The organism is Flavobacterium sp. RSB2_4_14 (assembly GCF_051547085.1).
Taxonomy (GTDB): Bacteria; Bacteroidota; Bacteroidia; order Flavobacteriales; family Flavobacteriaceae; genus Flavobacterium.
The window spans coordinates 42,556-61,904 of sequence record NZ_JBPTTL010000009.1; the positions used below are offsets into that span (position 1 = coordinate 42,556).

At 33.9% G+C, this 19,349-nt stretch carries 15 protein-coding genes; 7 read left to right on the plus strand and 8 right to left on the minus strand.

Translation table 11 applies throughout. The features are described from left to right. Nucleotides 1-106: 106 nt before the first annotated feature. The 5 genes from ACSVH2_RS13140 (at nucleotide 107) to ACSVH2_RS13160 (ending at nucleotide 4,095) form a co-directional block, all read left to right on the plus strand. Nucleotides 107-310, plus strand: coding sequence for a YgaP family membrane protein (locus tag ACSVH2_RS13140; RefSeq protein ID WP_438093638.1), 204 nt, complete (start codon nucleotides 107-109; stop codon nucleotides 308-310). Between the two features lie 139 nt (nucleotides 311-449). Then, nucleotides 450-2,003: a response regulator gene (locus ACSVH2_RS13145; RefSeq protein ID WP_438093639.1), complete on the plus strand. Its 1,554-nt coding sequence runs from the start codon at nucleotides 450-452 to the stop codon at nucleotides 2,001-2,003. 3 nt (nucleotides 2,004-2,006) lie between these two features. Further along, on the plus strand, nucleotides 2,007-2,414 hold the full coding sequence (tsaE, locus tag ACSVH2_RS13150) for a tRNA (adenosine(37)-N6)-threonylcarbamoyltransferase complex ATPase subunit type 1 TsaE (RefSeq protein WP_438093640.1): 408 nt from the start codon (nucleotides 2,007-2,009) through the stop codon (nucleotides 2,412-2,414). A gap of 44 nt (nucleotides 2,415-2,458) precedes the next feature. Then, nucleotides 2,459-3,652, plus strand: a complete 1,194-nt coding sequence (locus ACSVH2_RS13155) for an alanine dehydrogenase (protein ID WP_438093641.1) — start codon at nucleotides 2,459-2,461, stop codon at nucleotides 3,650-3,652. 68 nt (nucleotides 3,653-3,720) lie between these two features. Continuing rightward, entirely contained in the window at nucleotides 3,721-4,095 is a 375-nt protein-coding gene (locus tag ACSVH2_RS13160) for a DUF4258 domain-containing protein (protein WP_438093642.1), read from the plus strand. Between the two features lie 69 nt (nucleotides 4,096-4,164). Here ACSVH2_RS13160 and secDF read toward each other — a convergent pair whose 3' ends face one another. From secDF to ACSVH2_RS13185, 5 genes are all read right to left on the minus strand, one after another. After that, on the minus strand, nucleotides 4,165-7,134 hold the full coding sequence (secDF, locus tag ACSVH2_RS13165; protein WP_438093643.1) for a protein translocase subunit SecDF: 2,970 nt from the start codon (nucleotides 7,132-7,134) through the stop codon (nucleotides 4,165-4,167). 225 nt (nucleotides 7,135-7,359) lie between these two features. Further along, the gene (locus ACSVH2_RS13170; RefSeq protein ID WP_438093644.1) at nucleotides 7,360-8,295 is read right to left on the minus strand and encodes a malate dehydrogenase; all 936 of its coding nucleotides are present in this window, start codon (nucleotides 8,293-8,295) and stop codon (nucleotides 7,360-7,362) included. A 32-nt stretch (nucleotides 8,296-8,327) separates the two neighbouring features. After that, nucleotides 8,328-10,268, minus strand: coding sequence for a DNA topoisomerase (ATP-hydrolyzing) subunit B (gyrB, locus tag ACSVH2_RS13175; RefSeq protein WP_438093645.1), 1,941 nt, complete (start codon nucleotides 10,266-10,268; stop codon nucleotides 8,328-8,330). Nucleotides 10,269-10,492: 224 nt separating this feature from the next. After that, complete coding sequence (gene asnB, locus ACSVH2_RS13180) at nucleotides 10,493-12,169, minus strand: asparagine synthase B (protein ID WP_438093646.1); 1,677 nt, start codon at nucleotides 12,167-12,169, stop codon at nucleotides 10,493-10,495. A 236-nt stretch (nucleotides 12,170-12,405) separates the two neighbouring features. Then, the gene (locus ACSVH2_RS13185) at nucleotides 12,406-12,744 is read right to left on the minus strand and encodes a hypothetical protein (RefSeq protein WP_438093647.1); all 339 of its coding nucleotides are present in this window, start codon (nucleotides 12,742-12,744) and stop codon (nucleotides 12,406-12,408) included. A gap of 98 nt (nucleotides 12,745-12,842) precedes the next feature. Between ACSVH2_RS13185 and ACSVH2_RS13190 the strand changes: the two genes are divergently transcribed. Both ACSVH2_RS13190 and ACSVH2_RS13195 read left to right on the plus strand, forming a co-directional pair. Then, nucleotides 12,843-13,025, plus strand: a complete 183-nt coding sequence (locus ACSVH2_RS13190) for a hypothetical protein (RefSeq protein ID WP_438093648.1) — start codon at nucleotides 12,843-12,845, stop codon at nucleotides 13,023-13,025. A 180-nt stretch (nucleotides 13,026-13,205) separates the two neighbouring features. After that, the gene (locus tag ACSVH2_RS13195; RefSeq protein WP_438093649.1) at nucleotides 13,206-14,015 is read left to right on the plus strand and encodes a class I SAM-dependent methyltransferase; all 810 of its coding nucleotides are present in this window, start codon (nucleotides 13,206-13,208) and stop codon (nucleotides 14,013-14,015) included. On the opposite strand, the gene ACSVH2_RS13200 is transcribed toward ACSVH2_RS13195, so the two are convergent. From ACSVH2_RS13200 to ACSVH2_RS13210, 3 genes are all read right to left on the minus strand, one after another. Beyond that, complete coding sequence (locus ACSVH2_RS13200; protein WP_438093650.1) at nucleotides 14,012-14,461, minus strand: hypothetical protein; 450 nt, start codon at nucleotides 14,459-14,461, stop codon at nucleotides 14,012-14,014. The genes ACSVH2_RS13195 and ACSVH2_RS13200 overlap by 4 nt on opposite strands. 76 nt (nucleotides 14,462-14,537) lie before the next feature. Next, nucleotides 14,538-16,262 carry a TonB-dependent receptor gene (locus ACSVH2_RS13205; protein ID WP_438093651.1) on the minus strand — a complete coding sequence of 575 codons (1,725 nt, stop codon included), beginning with the start codon at nucleotides 16,260-16,262 and terminating at the stop codon, nucleotides 14,538-14,540. A 55-nt stretch (nucleotides 16,263-16,317) separates the two neighbouring features. Continuing rightward, nucleotides 16,318-19,332, minus strand: a complete 3,015-nt coding sequence (locus ACSVH2_RS13210; protein ID WP_438093652.1) for a tetratricopeptide repeat protein — start codon at nucleotides 19,330-19,332, stop codon at nucleotides 16,318-16,320. Nucleotides 19,333-19,349 lie beyond the last annotated feature (17 nt).

Here is a 19,349-nt window from a genome sequence, read left to right on the forward strand (position 1 = left end):
ATAATCTTATTTAAAAGTATGTCATGTTAATCATATAAATATAAACCAAATCTACTTAACTTTACTCTAATCTTTTTTATTAAAAATCAATTAATTACATTTTATTATGAAAAAAAATATGGGTGGTTTAGACAAAGTTCTTCGAGTTTTGGCAGCAATTGTTTTTATTTATTTGTTTTACAGTGGAATAGTAACTGGAACATTGGGCTATGTATTATTGGCTTTTGGAGCAATATTTATTCTCACTAGTTTGATTAGTTTTTGTCCGTTGTATACTTTATTAGGTATCAATACTTGTAAAACAAAATAAATCAAAAAATTGAAATTTAGCATTCAAGCGCTTCAATTTTGTAGCGCTTTTTTGTTTAAAAAAGATTTTGATTTTTTATACTAATTTTAATATTACTACGTTTTATAAAATAGTAATTTGCACGAAATAATATAAAACTATGAATCCTATCAAAATACTTTGGGTTGATGATGAAATTGATTTGCTCAAACCACACATCCTATTTTTGGAAAAGAAGAATTATAAAGTTACCACCTATAATAATGGTCGTGATGCCATAGATGCTTATGAAGATGGCGATTTTGATATTGTTTTTTTAGACGAAAACATGCCAGGAATGAGTGGTTTGGAAACGTTGCAGGAAATGAAAGAAAAAAAATCTTCAACACCTGTAATTATGATTACAAAGAGTGAAGAGGAATATATCATGGAAGAAGCTATTGGCTCCAAAATTGCCGATTATTTAATAAAACCTGTGAATCCAAATCAGATATTGTTGAGTTTGAAGAAAAACTTAGATCATTCCCGATTGATTTCTGAAAAAACCACGCTTGATTATCAAAAAGAATTTCGAAAAATTGCCATGGACATGGCCATGGTTAAAACCTACGAAGATTGGGTTGAATTGTATAAAAAACTACTCTTTTGGGAATTAGAATTGGAGAACATCAACGACCAAAGTATGTCTGAAATTCTAGAAAGTCAAAAAGTGGAAGCCAATGTTCAATTTGGAAAATTTATAGAGCGAAATTACGAAGATTGGTTTGAACCCAAAGTAGACAAACCTATACAATCGCATACACTTTTCAGAGAATTAGTGGTTCCTGAATTGGTAAAAAAAGATAAACCTGTATTGTTCGTAGTAATCGACAATCTGCGTTATGACCAATGGAAAGCAATGGAAAGTGTTGTAGCCAATCATTACAAATTAGAAAAAGAAGTTCCCTATTTTGCTAGTTTACCAACGGCAACCCAATATGCTCGAAACTCTATTTTCTCGGGATTAACGCCATTGGATATGGAAAAACAGTTTCCTCAATATTGGAAAAATGATGTAGAAGAAGGCGGAAAAAATTTGCATGAAGCTGAGTTTTTAACCGCACATTTAAAACGACTAGGGTTAAACATCAAGCAAGAGTATTTTAAAATCACTAATTTAAGTAATGGGAAAAAATTAGCCGAAAACTTTAAAGGACTAAAAGATAATGATTTGGTTACCGTAGTGTACAACTTTGTGGACATGCTTTCGCATGCTAAAACCGAAATGGATGTGGTTAAAGAATTGGCTTCCGATGATAAAGCATATCGTTCTTTGACGTTGAGTTGGTTCAAAAATTCTCCACTTTTAGAAATAATTCAACAAGGTCAGAAACTTGGTTTTAAATTAATTATTACCACAGACCACGGAACAATTAATGTCAAAAATCCAACAAAAGTAATAGGTGATAAAAACACTAGTTTGAATTTGCGTTACAAAACTGGTAGAAGTTTAACCTATGAAGATAAAGATGTTTATGCAGTAAAAGATCCAAAGAAAATTGGATTGCCAACCATCAATATGAGTAGTTCTTATATTTTTGCCAAAAACGATTATTTTCTGGCCTACGTAAACAATTATAATCATTATGTGAGTTACTATCGAAACACCTATCAACATGGCGGAATTTCTTTAGAAGAAATGATAGTACCTTTTTTAGTTTTTAATCCGAAATAAACAATGGAAATCATCTTTTCAATTGATGAAATAAACGACGTCGCTAAAAAAATTATAAGTGAAAATCCAAATAAAGTTATCCTCTTTCATGGTAGTATGGGAGTTGGCAAAACAACTTTAATCAAAGCTTTGTCTAAGGAACTTGGTGTTAAAGATGCTACAAGCAGTCCTACTTTTTCTTTAGTAAATGAATACAAAATTGATAACAATAACTTTGTTTACCATTTTGATGTTTACCGTTTAAAATCAGAAACGGAAGCATTGGATATGGGTATTGATGACTATTTGTATTCAGGGAATTGGTGTTTTATTGAATGGGCTGAGAATATTCCGAATTTAATTCCTGAGAAACATTCAACTATAAATTTATCACAAACAGTTGATGGCAAAAGACATTTAAGTTTTAAATAATTGAATAAAAATTTGTAATTTGTGCCTTAATTCAATTACGCATTATGTCTTTAACTCCTTTCACAAAGCAACAACTTTTACCTCAAGAGGAAAAATTAGAAGTATATCGTCATAAAAGTGAACTTTTTATTGGTATTCCAAAAGAAACATCCTACCAAGAAAGACGTATTTGCTTAACTCCGGATGCAGTAAATTCCCTTACTTCACACGGACATAAAGTTATGATTGAATCTGGAGCTGGATTAAGTTCTAGTTACACCGACAAAGAGTTTAGTGATGCTGGAGCAAGTATTACAAATGACACTAAAAAAGTATTGAGTTGTCCTATTATTCTAAAGGTCGAACCTTTAACAATGGAAGAAATTGCTTTAATCAAGCAAAACACAATTGTTATTTCTGCCATCCAACTCAAGACAAGAAAAAAGGAATACTTTGAGGCATTGACTAAAAAGAAAATAACGGCACTTGCTTTTGAATATATCAAAGACGAAGACGGTTCTTATCCTGCGGTAAAATCGTTGAGCGAAATTGCCGGAACAGCATCTGTACTAATTGCTGCTGAATTGATGATCAATAATCAATTCGGAAAAGGATTATTGTTAGGAAATATTACTGGTGTTCCGCCAACCGATGTTGTCATTCTTGGAGCAGGAACTGTTGGAGAATTTGCAGCAAAAACAGCTCTTGGACTAGGTGCCAATGTTAAAGTTTTTGATAACTCAATAACCAAATTGCGTAGGCTACAAAATAATTTAAACCAAAGAATTTTCACCTCAACCATTCAGCCTAAATCTTTGTTAAAGGCATTGCGAAGATGTGATGTCGCTATTGGTGCTATGCGAGGAAAAGACCGTTGTCCTGTTGTTGTGACAGAAACTATGGTGGAACACATGAAAAAAGGCGCTGTGATTGTTGATGTCAGCATTGATACTGGTGGTTGTTTTGAAACTTCAGAAGTAACCACTCATGAATGTCCAACATTCATTAAGAACAATGTAGTTCACTATTGTGTTCCCAACATCCCATCTCGCTATTCCAAAACAGCTTCTTTATCTATAAGCAATATTATTACGCCTTATTTGCTACAAATTGCTGAAGATGGCGGTTTGGAAAGCGCTATTCGCTGTAATAAAGGATTGAAAAACGGTGTTTACTTATATCATGGAATTCTAACCAACAAAGCTATTGGTGATTGGTTCAACTTACCCGATAACGATATTAACTTAATCGTATTTTAAAATAAATCTCTCTTTATAATTTATTGAACATATAACATTGTTTACTTTTGCCAAAAAAGTATTCAATTATGAAATTATACCAACGTTTAGCTTACTATCTAGTAGGCTTTGTCATCGGGCTCTTTTTTGTCGCTATGGTTTTAAGCGGAAAAGACACACGATGCAATTATTTCCCCAATGCAAGAGTTTTGAATGATCTCCGAAACAAACCATTTAATTATGATACTATTGCCTCTATACAAATGAGTAAAAAATGGGTTGATACATCCGATATAAAAAATATTTTAACACATGGAGATGTTGATTTTGATAAAAGTAACAAACCATTTGAAGGCGGAAAACTATATGTGATTGAAGGAAAGAATAAAAAGAATGAAGAAATTATTTTAGAAGTTATTAATTATTCTGATAAAGCAGTTTTAAAAAATATCATAAAAAAATAGTGAAATATTTTCTATAAAAAAAGGGTTGTCTATAACAGACAACCCTTTTTTTTATTTTTATACTAATGCTTAGTTACCATGTCTTTTTTCAATATCATCAATAGCAACTTTGTTCATTGTATCAACTAACACTGGTGTAGCAATAAATAATGAAGAGTATGTTCCCACTATAATTCCAATCAACATGGCGAAAATAAATCCTCTAATTGATTCTCCACCAAAAACAAACATAATTAACAACACTAAAATCATCGTCAATGAAGTATTCAAAGTTCTAGACAAAGTAGAATTAATCGAGGCATTAACCACATCTTTAAAGTGACCTTTTCTGTCTCCAGCTAAATATTCTCTAATTCTATCGAATACAATAACGGTATCATTCATAGAATATCCAATAACTGTTAAAATCGCAGCAATAAAGTGTTGGTCCATTTCCATGTGGAAAGGCGCATATTTATAAAACAACGAATAAATTCCTAATACAAAAATAACGTCGTGCAAAACAGCTGCAATAGCTCCAAGTGAATATTGCCATTTACGGAATGATATTACAAGGTATAAACCAACAACAAACATAGCACCTAATACTGCCCAGAAAGAGTTTGTTTTTATATCTGCAGAAATTGCTGCACCAACTTTTGAAGCTTGTAATACTCCTACTTTTTTACCATCATAAGTATTGATGAATTTTTCATAGGTTTGATCTGCACCATAATATTTTTTCAAACCATTAAATAGCTTTTCATTTACTTCTTTATCAACATCAACACCATCTTCTTTGATTTTGTATTTAGTTGTAATTTTCAACTGGTCATTTTTACCGAAAACTTTTGCTTCAACAACAGTTCCAAATTCAGCTGATAACTCGTCAGATACTTGAGTTGGCTCTACAGGTTTTTCAAATTTCACTTGGAAAGTCCTTCCTCCAACGAAATCTACACCTTCATCCAAACCATTGAAATAGAAAGAAACACAACTTACTACAACAACAACAGAAGAAAATAAATAAGACCATTTTTTTATTCCAATAAAATCAAAATGGAAACCAGTAAACCAGTTCTTGGTTAAATTTGTTGTAAAAGTTAGACTTCTGTTATGAGCAATATCTCTATCGATAAATATTCTTGCTATAAAAATAGACGTAAATAAAGAGGTAAAAATACCAATTAACAAAGTAGTTGCAAATCCTTGAATTGGACCAGTTCCAAAAATGAATAATATAGCTCCAGTTAAAACGTGAGTAACATTGGCATCAATAATAGAACGCATTGCACCTTTCCAACCGTAAGAAGCTTTCACAGCATCGGGTAAAGATTTACCTTCACGCAATTCTTCTTTTGCCCTTTCGTAAATAATGATATTCGCATCAACCGCAGTACCTAATGTCAATACAATACCTGCAATACCAGGCAAAGTTAATACAGCACCTAAACTAGCTAAAATTCCAAATAAGAAAAGTAAGTTTACTAATAATGCGATGTTAGCGTACCAACCAGCTCTACCATAATAGAAAACCATCCACAAACAAACCAATAGGAAACCTACGATTGACGAAGTGGTACCAGCATCAATAGCTTCTTGACCCAATGATGGTCCAACAACTTCCGACTGTACAATTTCAGCAGCAGCAGGCAATTTACCAGCTCTTAAAACATTAGCTAAATCTTTGGTTTCTGTCACATCAAAGTTTCCAGAAATTTCAGATCTTCCTCCAGCAATTGGTCCAGAAGTAACTCCTGGTGCAGAATAAACTACATCATCTAACGCTATAGCAATAAAACTCTTTTGAGAAAATGCTCTTCCTGTTAATTCTTCCCAAGTTCTTGCTCCAGCACCATTCATTTGCATTGAAACTGCTGGTTTACCCATTTGGTCAAAAGTATCTCTAGCATCAACAATAACACCACCACTTAGCGGAGCAATATCATCTCTATTTCCTTTTAACGCATATAAATCTACTGTTTCAGTTTCTTTCTTAGTTTTTTCATCAACAGTAACGGTTCCTTTACCCCAAACAAATTTTGCATAACGCTTGTCTGCTGGTAATAAGGCACGAATTTCTTGTCTTTTTAAATAACCATTTATTGTAGCTGTATCTTTTGACAAAGCAACAATCAAAACTGGTCCACCACCTTGAGAAACAAATTTGTCAAACAAAGGATTGTTCCCTTTTTTTGCAGCTGTAGAATCTTTATCCTTATCCGTTAATAATTTACTGATCGAATCCGCTGGTTTAGTTGCAGCAACTTTTTCTTCAGGTTTTACAGTAGCTTTCAAAGCTTCGTTTGCAGAACTTAAAAAGCCCATTAACTCTTCCGCTTTGTATGTTTCCCAAAACTCTAATTCCGCTTTGCTAGAAACTAATTTTTTAATACGGTCAACATCTTTTGCACCTGGTAATTCAATTAAAATTCTACCTGTTTGGCCAAGTTTAGCAATGTTTGGTTGTGTAACACCAAATTTATCGATACGACTTCTCAATACTCCAAAAGCTGATTCAACTGACTCGTCAACTTTTTTAGCCAAGACTTTTTTCACTTGGTCATCAGTCATATTGAAATCTATTTCGCCTTGAAGATTTCTATTGGCAAAAATATCAGGAGAAGCTAATTTAGTAGTTCCCTTGTTAGCATCAAATGCTTCAAAAAAGGCATCAAGATAAGATTGATTTCCTCTTTGATTTAATTTGGCATCTTCTAACGCTTTGTTGAAAACAGGATTTTTAGAATTATTAGATAATCCTTTCAAAACATCTTTTACAGATATTTGCAGAATTACGTTAATTCCTCCTTCAAGGTCAAGACCTTTATTGATTTGTTTGTCTTTTACTTCATTAAAAGTAAAGTCGGTAAAACCTAAACTGAATACTTTTTCTTTTCCAATAGAGTCAAGATATTTTACTTCTTTCTCAGGATTATTTCCCGCAAAAGTTTTGGCATCATTTTTTACTTTATTGGCCACAAATGTGAATGAAAGTTGGTAGATACTTACCAAAGCAAATAAAATTGCGAAAAATTTAACTAGTCCTTTATTCTGCATTATTACTAAAAATTAATTAATTCTGTGTTATTGTTAGATCTTTTTTAAAAATAAAATCACTGAAATTCAAAACGTTATATACTAAAGCATTGAATTTACAATAATTCTCTTTTTTTTGAAACGTGCAAATATATAATTATAGATAAGATTAACCAATATTTTATTGATTAATATCAAAAAAAAAGACTGCGGATTTTGCAGTCTTTTTTTATATACCTATATATATTATGCTAAATGAGATTTTAAATCGTTATTCATATTACGAACCGCATCTGCACTTTTTGCAAAAGACGCTTTTTCAGCATCGTTTAATTGGATGGTAACTATTTCTTCTAAACCGTTTTTACCAATGATACATGGAACGCCAATACAAATATCGTTTTGTCCATATTCGCCTTCTAAAAACACGGAACATGCAATCATTTTCTTTTGGTCATTTAAAATACTATCTACCAAATAAGCCACAGAAGCACCTGGAGCATACCATGCAGAAGTTCCTAAAAGTCCAGTTAAAGTAGCACCACCAACCATAGTATCGGCTGCCACTTTTTCTAGTTGTTCTTGGGATAAAAACTCAGAAACAGGAATTCCATTGTAGGAAGCCAAACGTGTTAACGGTATCATCGTAGTGTCACCGTGTCCACCAATAACCATCGCCGAAACATCATTAGCAGGTTTGCCTAACGCTTTTGACAAATAATATCTAAAACGAGAACTATCTAAAGCACCACCCATTCCGATGATTCTGTTTTTTGGTAAACCCAAAGATTTAAAAGTAAGGTAAGTCATAGTATCCATAGGATTGGATACAATTACAAATGTGGCGCTTGGAGAATGTTTCAACAAGTTTTCAGCAACTGATTTTACGATTCCAGCATTAATTCCAATTAACTCTTCACGAGTCATTCCTGGTTTTCTTGGAATTCCCGAAGTGATTACTACCACATTACTGTTAGCTGTTTTAGAATAATCATTGGTAACACCAGAGATTTGTGTATTAAATCCTGTATTGGTGGCACATTGCATCAAATCCATTGCTTTACCTTCGGCAAAACCTTCTTTGATATCTAATATTACTACTTCACTGGCAATACCTCTGTATGAGATAACATCTGCACAAGAAGCTCCTACATTTCCTGCTCCTACTATTGTAACTTTCATTTTTAAATATGTTTTGTTGTTTGTTTTAATTTTTAAGCATCAATTTTAGCATATACTGCATTTTTCTCGATGAATTCTCTACGTGGTGGTACTTCATCACCCATTAGCATAGAGAAAACTCTATCGGCTTCGGCAAGACTATCAATGGTAACTTGTCGTAGTGTTCTGAAATTTGGATCCATCGTGGTTTCCCATAATTGCTCTGCGTTCATCTCTCCAAGACCTTTATAGCGTTGGATAGCGGCACTTCCGCCCATCTTTTCATTAGCAATATCACGTTGATCATCATTCCACGCATATTCTTTTTTGTTTCCTTTTTTAACTAAATATAAAGGTGGCGCAGCAATATAAACATGTCCGCCTTCAATCAATTCTTTCATAAATCGGAAGAAGAAGGTTAATATTAGAGTAGAAATGTGACTACCATCGACATCGGCATCACACATAATAATTACTTTATGGTAACGCAATTTTTCTAAATTCAATGCTTTAGAATCTTCCTCTGTTCCAATGGTTACACCTAGTGCAGTGAATATATTTCTAATCTCTTCGTTTTCAAAAACTTTGTGGTGCATCGCTTTTTCAACGTTCAAAATCTTACCTCTTAATGGTAAAATCGCTTGAAAATTTCTATCACGACCTTGTTTTGCTGTTCCACCAGCCGAATCTCCCTCGACTAAGTAAACCTCACATTTTGCTGGATCTTGTTCTGAACAATCAGACAGTTTTCCTGGTAATCCGCCGCCACCAAGAACGGTTTTGCGCTGCACCATTTCACGTGCTTTCTTAGCAGCATGACGTGCTTGTGCGGCCAAAATTACTTTTTGAACAATGATTCGGGCATCATTTGGATTTTCTTCCAAATAATTTTCGAGCATTTCTGCCACCGCTTGTGAAACTGGAGAAACAACTTCTCTGTTTCCTAATTTGGTTTTAGTTTGTCCTTCAAATTGTGGTTCTTGAACTTTTACCGAAATAATAGCCGTTAATCCTTCACGGAAATCATCACCAGAAATTTCAAATTTTAATTTTTCTAATAAACCAGAAGCATCAGCATATTTTTTCAACGTACGCGTTAATCCCATACGGAAACCTTGCAAGTGCGTTCCACCTTCGTGTGTATTGATATTATTTACATAAGAAAAAATATTCTCTGCATAACTGTCGTTATAAATCAAAGCTACTTCAACAGGAACTTCGCCTTTTTCATTTTCCATATTAATTACATGGCTAATGATTGGAATACGATTACCATCTAGGAAACGAACGAATTCTTTCAATCCTTCTTTCGAATGGAAAATTTCGCCTTCAAAATCTCCATTTTCTTTTTTAAATCTTCTATCAGTAAGCGTAATAGTAATTCCTTTATTCAAGAAAGAAAGTTCACGCATACGACCTGCTAAAGTATCATAAGAAAACTCAAGTGTTTGGGTGAAAATAGTAGAGTCTGGACGAAAGGTAACCATTGTCCCTCTTTTTGTAGACTCTCCAATTTGTTTCACCGGATACATCGCCTTACCTCTTTCGTATTCTTGTTCATATATTTTACCATCGCGGTAAACCGTAGCACGTAAATGGTCAGAAAGTGCATTCACACAAGAAACTCCAACACCATGCAAACCTCCAGAAACTTTATAGGAATCTTTATCAAATTTTCCTCCAGCACCAATTTTGGTCATAACCACTTCCAAAGCAGACACACCTTCTTTTTTGTGCATGTCAACCGGAATTCCACGACCGTTATCTTCAACGGTAACTGAATTGTCTTCATTAATAATTACACTAATCGTATCACAATGTCCAGCCAATGCCTCATCGATAGAGTTATCTACAACTTCGTAAACTAAATGATGTAAACCTCTAACTCCAGTGTCTCCGATATACATGGAAGGACGCATTCTAACATGCTCCATTCCCTCTAATGCCTGAATACTATCGGCTGAATAACTGTTCTTTTTAATCTCGTCGCTCATATTATTTTATCGTAAAAAATCTATTTTTTGTCTAACACGCAAATATAACAAAACACATAGGATTTCCTATTGAAAATGGACTTTAAAACCTTTAAGTTATTAACATTTTCAAGAGGATTTCAACAAAAAACGTCCGCCAAAAATGACGAACGTCTTTAAACAAACAAACTAAACATTAATCCGAACACAAATCGTAAAACTTGGTTCAATTTTTTACCCTTTTTTTATGCTTTTACATAGGCATCATCATGCACATTGGCCACTGCTCTTCCCGATGGATCATTCATGTTTTTAAACGCCTCATCCCATTCTAATGCAATTTTGGTACTGCAAGCGACACTCGCTTCTTGAGGCACGCACAATGCTGCAGCGTCACTAGGGAAATGTTCGTTGAAAATGGAACGGTAATAATATTCTTCTTTGGATGTTGGCGTTTGCAATGGAAACTTATATTTCGCATTGGCCAATTGTTCATCCGAAATTTCAACCGCAACAGTAGCTTTTAACGTATCAATCCAACTATATCCCACACCATCACTAAACTGCTCTTTTTGTCTCCAAGCCACACTTTCTGGAAGCATGTCTTCAAACGCTTTGCGAAGTACCCATTTTTCCATTGGGTGTTCTTTGTTAATCATTTTATCTTTTGGATTAATGCGCATGGCTACATCCATAAATTCTTTATCTAAAAACGGTACACGACCTTCAATTCCCCATGCCGCTAAACTTTTGTTGGCTCGCAAACAATCGTACATGTGTAATTTGCTCAATTTACGAACGGTTTCTTCATGGAATTCTCTAGCATTTGGTGCTTTATGAAAATACAAATAACCGCCAAACAATTCATCGGAACCTTCGCCTGAAAGCACCATTTTTATTCCCATTGACTTTATAACTCTTGCCATTAACCACATTGGAGTAGATGCTCTTATCGTGGTAACATCATAGGTTTCAAGATTGTAAACCACATCACGAATGGCATCTAATCCTTCTTGGATTGTGAATTTAATTTCGTGGTGAATGGTTCCAATATAATCCGCTACAACTTGAGCCGCAGCTAAATCGGGCGAACCTTCTAAACCAACCGCAAACGAGTGCAATTGTGGATACCAAGCTTCTTGTGTATCATCTGATTCAATTCTTTTTTGGGCATATTTTTTGGCTATAGCGGAAGTTATTGAAGAGTCTAATCCTCCAGAAAGCAACACGCCATAAGGCACATCACTCATTAACTGACGGTGAACCGCAGCTTCTAAAGCAACTTTTATATCATTGATATTAGTTTCATTGTCTTTTACCGCATCATACTCTGTCCATTCTCTTTTATACCATTGTACAAATTCGCCATCTTTACTCGACATATAATGTCCTGGAGGGAATAATTGAATTTTGGTACAATAGCCTTCTAACGCTTTCAATTCGGAAGCTACATAAAACGTTCCGTGTTGATCCCAACCGATATATAAAGGAATAATTCCCATGTGGTCACGAGCTACAAAATACTCGTCTTTCTCCACATCATAAATGGCAAATCCGAAAATCCCATTCATTTCATCAATAAAATGAACGCCTTTTTCTTTGTATAATGCCAAGATAACTTCGCAATCACTTTCGGTTTGGAATTTATATTTCCCTTCAAATTGTTTGCGCAATTCTCTGTGATTGTATATTTCGCCATTGGCAGCCAAGACTAGTTTTCCGTCCTGACTGAACAAAGGTTGTTTCCCCGAAGCTGGATCAACTATCGCTAATCTTTCATGCGCCATAATGGCTTTATCGTTACTGAAAATCCCACTCCAATCTGGTCCGCGATGACGGATGATTTTGGACATTTCCAATACTTTTGGTCTTAGTGTTTCTGCTTTTTGCTTTAAATCAAAGGCGCATACAATTCCGCACATATTTTTTATATTTTAATTCGTTTGTGGAAGCAAAAATGATATAATACTATCAATACTTAAACTAAAAAAATATAATTAGCTATAATTTATAACTTTATTAAACAATTAGATATAAATATGAAAGTGTAATTATTAGAATTGGTTGTTTTCGGTTTGAGATTGTTATGACTAGGATTTTTGTAAAGAGAGGAATGGAGGTTTAATTGCTAGAATTTGATGTTTATAATTGGTCTTTGTTATAGATACCAATTCAGCTCTCCATTAATTTCAGAACAAATTCCGATTGCATTTTTTCCTTCATTAAATGTTATATGGTATTCGGTCGTCAAATTATTTAGAGAAATTAAACTATCAAACTCCTCAAACTGCGACTTTAAACTCATAAAATATTGTTTTAAATTTTCCAATTCCAAAAAAGATTTTACTTTGGTAACATTCTCTAAGTAAAAAGTATTTGTCCAACCGATTACTAGTAATTTACCCGCTCTATCTATTCTAATTGTTACGTTTTCTATTGAAAGCGGAACACCATCTGTAATCAACCAAATTCTTTTTCTTATTTGCTCGGAATCCATTTAAATTTGAGTTTAAGTTTTTGTGTATTACCTTCCGCTAAGATATAATAATTAGCACAAATAAGGCAAATAACCTCACCAACCAAGTTAATAACCTCATGCAAGAAGCAAAAAACCTCGTCGAACACGTTAATAACCTCTTCGAAGATGCAAATAACCTCACTGTTGAAGTTCAGAACTTCATCGAGCAAGCAAAAAGCCTCGTCGAGCAGGTTCAGAACCTCTTCGACGAAGCAAAAAGCCTCTTCGATGAAGCAAAAAGCCTCGTTTTCTTATTTTGATAGGGTGATTCGTTCGTTTTGGAGGTGATTCGTTCGTTTTGAAGGTGGGAAGTTCGTTTTGAAGGTGGGAAGTTGGTTTTGGAAGTCGTTTTTTGATGCATTAAAAAATTATACAACACTCCATTTGGATTAGGATAAAATTGCTTTTCTTTGGATACCTAATAAGATAAATAAACTGAAATGAACAAAGGAAAAATCTCTAATATACTTCGAAAGCTAAGATTAATATATTGGGCAGATTGGTTGCATTTCTATATTGAGAGATACAAGAACAAAAAAAGCAATAGTCATTTCAAAAAAAATAATCCAGAAGTAAAACTACCGCCCGATTATCTTATTTATGAATCTTTTCAGATTGATTATGAAAAGTATTTTACGGAAAGCATAAATACCGCAAAATGGGTAAGCGATTATTTCAGCAAGTATATCGAGTTAAAAAATAAAAAAATACTCGATTGGGGTTGCGGTCCAGGCAGAGTAATACGTCATTTACCAAATGTGATTGGCAATAATTGCGAATATTATGGTACCGATTACAACAAACAAACGATAGAATGGTGTTCCAAAAACCTTATCGAAATTAATTTTAATTGTAATACTCTAGAAGCCAAATTACCCTATCAGGATAATTTTTTCGACGCCATTTATGGGATTTCTATATTCACCCATCTTTCCGAACAACTGCATTATGATTGGTATAATGAGTTATACAGAATTTTAAAACCAAATGGCATCATGCTACTAACTACTCAAGGGGATAATTTCAAGTCAAAACTCATAGATTCAGAACTTTCAAAGTATACTAATAATGAATTGATTGTGCGTGATAAAGTAAAAGAAGGGCACAGAATGTTCTCGGCCTTTCATCCTACAGCATTTATGAAAAACTTATTTCAAAACGCCGAGATTTTAGAACATTATGCAGAACCTATTCCTGAAGAGGGAAATTGGATTCCACAAGATACTTGGATTATAAAAAAGATAGTCTAGAAAATTTCTTCTATCAAATAGTTCTTTCCATTCATATCAAATGAAACCCCAACTTCTTTACCCATCAACTGATTGCCCAACGGCGATTGTGGCGAAAGCGCAAAGATGTTTTTGTTGTCTATCGTGATTTTGGGTAACGCTGTGGAAATAAAAAGTGTCATGCCATTGGCTTGCACTACGCTTCCCAAAGCTACTCGTTTGTGTACAGCAGTCGCGTCTATTTTATCGAGGATATTTTTTTGCTCAATCACTTCTTTGAGTTTGTGATTGAGTTTTTCTTGTTCGATATGCATCATCGATAACGCCGTTTCGTGCTTATCGCCTGCGGAACCTTTGGCATCGTTTTGTGCATCAATCGTCAGTCCCGAAATCATGTCTTGAAAAACATCAATTCGGTCTTGAACAAGTTCTTTGTAGCGATGGAGGATATTTTCTTTTATAGTCATATTTGTTCTTTGCCACAAAGACACTAAGACGCAAATTCAATTACATCTTTGTGACTTTGAGCCTTTGTGGCTGATTTTAAAAATCAAATTTATAACTCGCACCAGCCAATACTTGAATTCCCTGCACTGGATAATTCAACCAACGTTGGTAATTTTGATTGGTTAAATTGTTCCCTTTTAGGAAAAATGTCATGCGCTCACTGTATTTATAACCAACATGCATATTCAAATCGAAATAACTTTTTAAGGTTATATTTTCAATTGGATAAGGAAAAACTAGTGAACTTGTGATAAACTGGTCTTCTCTTTCTCCTACGTAAAATAAACTTAAACCTGAATACCATTTTGGTGTAATGTCAACATCAAGTGTAGCTCCTAATTTTACAGCTGGTAAATTCCATGCTTCCTTTTGAACATCCATCGAATAACTGCTAAAAGTTCCGTTCAGTCCAAAGGAAACATTTTTGGAAAAATCGGCTTTCAACTCTCCGAAAAAACTAATGGTTTTTACATTGTCATAAACTACATTAAAGGAGTTTCCAAAGACGTAACCATCAGTATTGGCATTGCTTTCATCAAATCCGTTACTTTTAAAAAGTGCTTTGTTTTCTTCGTTTAAATAAGAACCACGAATATTATAGCTCACACTATTGGCCAATTTTCCTTTCAATCCCACATAAATATCATATTTCTGATCGGTTGGAGCGACAGCCAATGTTGGTGAAACAAAGAAGTTTTCCTGAACAAATTCGTTGTAGGAGTTTTGCTTTAATGTTCCTTCTAATCCGGCATACAAAATCATCAAATCGCCCACGAGTTTGTATGAACCCGTAACTTGTGGATAGATGAAAAATTTATTTTCGCCAGCTTCTTGCGCTGCACTGTAGAAAAATCCAACTCCGGCAATAACAGATAAATTGTCTTTTTGAATTTTGACACTTGGTTGAAAACCGATATTTGTAAAACCATATTTAAAAGAATTACCGCCAAAAAACGTTTTATCAAAAGATCCACTGATATAATCTATTACAAAATCGGTTTTGATTTTTTGATCGACAATATCAAATTCCAAAGCTGGTTTGGCAACAAAACGATTTTCTGCCGAGCCATAAGTATCCCAAAAACGACTGAACTTGATAGTACTTTCTTTTAAAATACTTTCGCCCAAATCCAATCTTCCACCTACATATAATGTATGATACGTTTGCTGCTCGTCAATAGCATTTATTACGGCTTGGTCAAAATAATTTGGTATAATTCCATACCAATTATAAATCTGATTTTTATAGCCCAAATCAGCATTCCATGACAACGCTCTTGTTCTGCTGCCATAAGTAAAATCCAAAGCAGTGTTGAAAAATTTATCGTCTAAAACTACGTCTTCTATTTCTCCTTGCGATGAACTGTGACGCAACATACCACCAAAATAATCAGTGTTGCTAACATTTTCAGTTACGAAAAGCTCCACGTTAGCTGTTCCATAATTTCCTGCTCCAAGTGTCAAATAATTACTGAATATTTTCTCATCTGGTGATTTATCCACATTGGCAGCTCTTCCTTTGGAAGGCGTAAAAGTTGAAGCTACAGGAAAAGAAAAAATATTGTATTGAATGTTTTCTTTCTTTGATGTTTCCTCATCATCCAAACTTGGTGTTTCTTTTACTTTAAAAGCATCCGAAATAGTTGGCGTATAAGGTTTCACCACATTCACAACTTCTGTCCCAATGTTTTCATCTTTCTTTTGGGCAAAAGAAAATTGGGTTAAACAAACGATGGCAAGTATATATTGTATTTTTTTCATATCTTTTTTAAATTACACAGAGATTCACAAAGAAACTCAGAGATTCACAGAGATTTTAATTAGTAATTGATGAATTTGTTTTAGAAATTTCAGCTTTGATAAAATCCAATTCGGTTTGCGCTTCTGTTACAACATCCGCATAAGTGGAAAAGTTTTTAATCACACTATCCAAAATGGAAGTGGCACTAAAATTATCTTTCAATTGATAATAATTTTTGGCCATTACAATTAATCCTTTGGCTCCAAAATATTTATATCCTGAATAATCCTTAGCTAATTTTTGAACCGTTTTATTAGATTCTTCATACTTGCCATCTTTGTTTTTAAAATAAGCATCATAATACAAAGCTTCGGCAGCCAATTCTCCTTTGGCTATAGTTAATAATTTGGCGTAAGCCGTTCTTGCTTTAGCTTCATCATTCACCTGAATTGCCGCACGAGCGACAATAATTTGTGCATCACTTTTTACTTTGTTATCTGTTTTTGGATTAGCCAATACTTTGTCGGCATAGACAACTGCATTCGCATAATCTTTTTGTTCGTAATACGCACGCATCAAATTGGCCTGAGCAAAAGTCACGTTTTGAGGAAAATCAGCTTCAGTTTCTAATCGTTGTAATACAGGAATAGCTTTAGTATAATCCTCTTTCTTCAAATGAATTTCACATAAACGGGCTAAAGATTGTTCTGTGAATTCACTTCGTGGTTTGTTTACTACAAACTCATAATTTGGAATGGCATTACTTTCCAAACCATCTGCAAAATAGGATTGTGCTAAATAGAAATTAGCTTTCAAGGCGTGAATTCCGTTTGGAAATTTAGAAACATAACCACTTAAACTTGAAATGGCTTGCTTGGTATTGTTTTGCAAAAATTGCTTTTCTGCCGCTTCGTATGTGTCATTATCCAAATCGGTATCAGTGACAGCTACAAAATCCAACGTTCTTACCCATGAAGCATATTCATCTACTTTTCCGTTGTCCATGTAAATTAATCGTGCCGTAGAAACCGCTTCCAAAGCTTCGGGAGTTCTTGGATATTCAGCAGCTACTTTTTTGAATTTAGCAATCGCCAATTCATCTTTTTGTCCATTATAATAAACCAATCCTTGACGCAAAGTAGCTTTTGATGCAAACGAACCGTTTTTGAATTCGGTTAACAATTGGTCATACGTTTTAATTGCCAAATCTGCTTTGTTTTCCGTAACATACGTATTTCCTAATTCAAACAAAGCATCATCTCGATATTGAGATGTTTTGAAATTCTGTAAAAACTTAATAAAATCTTCAATTTTCTTGTCATTTCTAGAAACAAAACCATAACTCAATGCTTTTTGGAATGCAGCATAATCAGCATCAATTCCTTTCATTTCGATGGCTTTATTGTAAGCATCCATAGCTGGCCAATATTTGGAAGTTACAAATCGGCTGTCGCCCAAACGCAAGTAAGCATCATTCAATCTCACTTTATCGTCTTTACTTCCATCGATAAATTTTTGGAAATAATTTCCAGCTTGTTCGTATTCTTTTTGCTTGAAATAGGCATACGCAATATTATAATTGATGTTCTTATACTCAGGTGTGTTTTTGGCTTCGGTGTATCCAACAAATTGTTTGAAACTCAACAATGCCTCATTGAAATTATCTAAACCATATTCGGTTTCAGCTTTCCAAAAAGTGGCTCTGGCTGTAAATTTTTCATTTCTTGGCGTTGCAATAGATTTTTTGAACATTGCCAAAGCTTCTTGATAATTGCCATCAGTATATAACTCTACACCACGATAGAACGTTACTTTTTGGTACGCCACTTTGTTTTCGGCTGCATTATTTTTTTCTAATAATGTCAATGCTGCGGCATAATTTTTAGACGTGATATAGGAATTAATCAACAAGGTTTCAATCTCGTTTTTACTTGGCGAATTTGGATATTTTGCCAAAAATGAGGACAATACATCAGGAACAGATTGATAGGAATTTCCAATTTCATAACTCAATTTGGCGTAATTCAAATTAGCATCTTCTTGAATTTTTTTATCAAAATCCATTTCAGAAGCACTTTTAAAAGCGTTCAGTGCTTGTTGTTTTTTATCGGTTTTGAAATAACATTCCCCTAAATGGTAATATCCATTTTGGGCAACAAAATCATTTCCATCAATGATTTTATTGAATTGTAAAATGGCGTTTTCGTAATCTTTTTGTTGATAATAAGTATAACCTAGTTGGTAAAAATCGGTGTTATTCCACTTTCCTTTTTTCCCTTTGTATGCTGACAAATAAGGTAATGCTTTGTCGTATTGCTGCAAATTAAAATAGCTTTCGCCAATAATTTTATTCAATTCTGATTTTTCGGAAGCATTAGATTTTGGTATTGCAGCAATTCCTGCATCAATGGCTTTTTGGAATTCGCCTAACTTAAAGTGCATATCGGCTTTGAAATAGGATAATTTCTCCGAATATTTTTCTTCTCCTTCAACCTGTTGGAAATATTTATTGGCTTCTTTGTAATTATCGCCTTCATAGGCCATAAAACCCAAATAATATTTGGCCTGAGAACCATATTCTTTGGAATTCAAAACTTTATTAAAATAACTGGTAGCTTCTTTTTTATTTCCTGCGGAGAAGTAAGCATATCCTTTTTGGAACGTAAATTTCTCCGTTTCTTCATAGGTTAGCGCACTTTCATCTACTTTATCAAAATATTCTAGAGCTTGTGGAAACTTTCCTTGCTCAAAATAATATTGCGCCACTTCAATATAGGCTTGATTTTGCTTAGAACTTGTTGGATAATCTGCCACAAATTTTTCGATCAATTCATCAGCATTATTTTGGTTCAAATGAATAGCACAAATCCCAATATAATAGGCACAATCTGCTTGAACATCTTGGCTGATATCAGCTTGTTTAATACGTTCAAAAATAATTTGAGCCGATTGGTATTGCTTGTTTTTATATAACAAAACAGCATTGTCAAAATCAGATAAAGTATGAGTATAAATCTCGGATTGTTGTCCTGAAACCGATGAAATTCCTACTATGAAAAGTAGAAAAAGTAACATTGAAACTCTTTGCATGGTTTTAATTTTTAATT